This is a genomic window from Candidatus Halocynthiibacter alkanivorans, assembly GCF_003333265.1.
In the GTDB taxonomy this organism is placed as follows: domain Bacteria; phylum Pseudomonadota; class Alphaproteobacteria; order Rhodobacterales; family Rhodobacteraceae; genus Halocyntiibacter_A; species Halocyntiibacter_A alkanivorans.
In genome coordinates, this window is sequence record NZ_QOLB01000007.1 from 1 (window position 1) to 2,285 (window position 2,285).

The following is a 2,285-nucleotide window of genomic DNA, read 5'->3' on the forward strand; positions in this document are numbered from 1 at the left end:
GCCAGGCAGATGAGTGAACAGATATCCTGACAGTTGAAACGCCCACCCCAGCACATAGGGGAAGAGGACGACCTTATTAACACCATCGCCTGGTGCACCGGAGGCGCGCAATCGTATATGCAGTACGCCATCGATGCTGGCATAGATGCTTACCTTACCGGTGAGATTAACGAACCCAGCGTGCACAACGCCCGTGAAACCGGCACTCATTTTTATGCCGCCGGCCACCACGCCACCGAGCGTTATGGGGCCAAGGCTTTGGGTGAGCACTTGGCTCAAGAATTTGGATTGCCGGTGGAGTTTGTGGACATAGACCACCCGGTCTAAGCCTGGTTGCTAGCTTGGCGTTTGAATGCTCTCTGTTTGTTTGGGTGTTTTGTTTCTGGACCAGGCGGCGGCCAATAACGAGCCGCTTAAATTATGCCAAATACTAAACAAGGCCCCGGGCAGGGCGCTTCCTGGGGCAAAATACTTGATGGCCAGCGCCACGCCTAATCCGCTATTTTGCATGCCCACCTCGATGGCCACCGCTTTCACATCCGCATCCGCTAACGAACATAACTTGGCCACACCGTAACCGATGAGCAACCCCAGGCCATTGTGCAACATGATGGCCAGTATCAGGCTGATACCAATTTGAGAAAAACGAGCGGCATTTAAGGCCACCACGATAGCGATGATAAAGACGATCAGCACCGTGCTCACATGGGGCAGTAGCCATTGAATTTTTTGTATATGGCGGTCGAAGCAGTAACGCAAGCCGGTGCCGAGCAATACCGGAACCAACACGATTTTGCAGATGGTGAGCAGCATGGGCAACACTTCGATGATTACCAGGTGGCCGGCGTAAAACTGGATTAACCAGGGGGTTAACAATACGCCTAACAAGGTGGAAACCAGTGTCATACTGATGGACAGGGCCACGTTGCCGCCGGCCAAATAGGTGATCACGTTGGAGGCCGTGCCGCCGGCACAACAACCCACGATAATTAACCCCAAGGCTAATTGTTCATCCAGCCCCAGTACTAGCGCGATGATATAGGCAAGCATGGGCATGACGCTATATTGCAAGGCCAAACCAATCATGATGGGTTTGGGTTGCCTGAAGACGCGGATAAAGTCTTGCAGGGTTTGAGTTAGGCCCATGCTAAACATGATCATGGCCAGCATGGGAATAATGAGCGACTTAAAAGACACCAGCTCCTGAGGGAAGAGCAGCGCGATAACGATGCCAATAATGGCCAGTAGGGGGAAATACATGGGGAGCCTCACTTTTTAGCGGGCACTATAGCATAAGGTTTTAGACGTTTTCCCCTGCCACATATTCCAGTATCCAGTGGGGCATCTGCTGGGCGGCGCCAAAGTGTTTAAGCAGCTTAAAGTTTACTTGCCCATGTGCCGACTGGGCCTGGGTGAGGATTTCGGGTAAATCCTGTGCCACATGAAAACCCTGGGCTAAAAAATAAGGCATCAACACGATCTCTTGGCAGCCCAGCAATACCAGTTCTTCAATGGCGGTATCTACCTTGGGTTGGGCCAGTTCCAAAAAGCTGTGGCGTACGTGGTTGAAATCATGGCTTTGTTTGGCAATGTTTTTGGCCAGCTGGGCAATTTCTGTGGTGGAACTGGCCTTGCGGCTGCCGTGAACAATTAATAACAGGGCTTTCATGCAGGGGTTTTACTCATGTGAGGGTGGGCTGACATAACAGCGCCTAATGCCCGTCATTTTACCTTTTTGCACCACCTTAGGCGAATTATCCCAGCTGTGACCAGATTCCCGCATATACAGGGGTGCAGGGCGTTCCGGTGAGCCGCTAATTCAGGTAAAGTGGTGGGCTTTATTTTTACACATCGGCACTACTAATTGTATGTTTTTTGAACAGGAACGCAGCCAGTTTTTTCGCCCCCTCACCAGCAAGTATCGCGAGCAAATGGTGGAGTGTCTGACGGAGCTGTATAAACAGCTTTTCTCCAGCTCCCATGCGGGCAGTAGCGAGTATGGCCAGGCCTTGAGCCGTGAGGCCGTCATTAACATTTTTGGCGAAGCCCTAGTGCGTGCGCCGGTGATTCAGGATGACGATGAGGACGACAGCCGCTTTAAAACGCATCGCGAGCTGGCGGGTTTTATCCTTAATAACATGCTGGAACACGGCTGGATGGAAAAGCAGGTAGATGAAGCCACCCTGCAATCCAGCTTTAACTTCACCCGCTGCGGGCGTCAGTTTGTGGAGCCTTTCATGGAAGGCCAGGGGGCACAGCCAGTAGCGCGACCCCGTAATACCCGT

At 52.3% G+C, this 2,285-nt stretch carries 4 protein-coding genes; 2 read left to right on the forward strand and 2 right to left on the reverse strand.

The annotated features are described in order from the left end of the window. The first annotated feature begins 33 nt into the window (after positions 1-33). On the forward strand, positions 34-327 hold the full coding sequence (locus tag DWA01_RS23975) for a Nif3-like dinuclear metal center hexameric protein (protein WP_200832459.1): 294 nt from the start codon (positions 34-36) through the stop codon (positions 325-327). A gap of 9 nt (positions 328-336) precedes the next feature. On the opposite strand, the gene DWA01_RS00075 is transcribed toward DWA01_RS23975, so the two are convergent. Both DWA01_RS00075 and DWA01_RS00080 read right to left on the reverse strand, forming a co-directional pair. After that, positions 337-1,260, reverse strand: coding sequence for a bile acid:sodium symporter family protein (locus DWA01_RS00075; protein WP_114283609.1), 924 nt, complete (start codon positions 1,258-1,260; stop codon positions 337-339). Between the two features lie 40 nt (positions 1,261-1,300). Beyond that, entirely contained in the window at positions 1,301-1,669 is a 369-nt protein-coding gene (locus DWA01_RS00080) for a sirohydrochlorin chelatase (RefSeq protein ID WP_114283610.1), read from the reverse strand. Between the two features lie 199 nt (positions 1,670-1,868). On the opposite strand from DWA01_RS00080, the gene DWA01_RS00085 reads away from it, so the two are divergent. Next, a partial coding sequence (locus DWA01_RS00085; RefSeq protein ID WP_200832460.1) for a Wadjet anti-phage system protein JetA family protein occupies positions 1,869-2,285 on the forward strand: 417 nt, incomplete at its 3' end.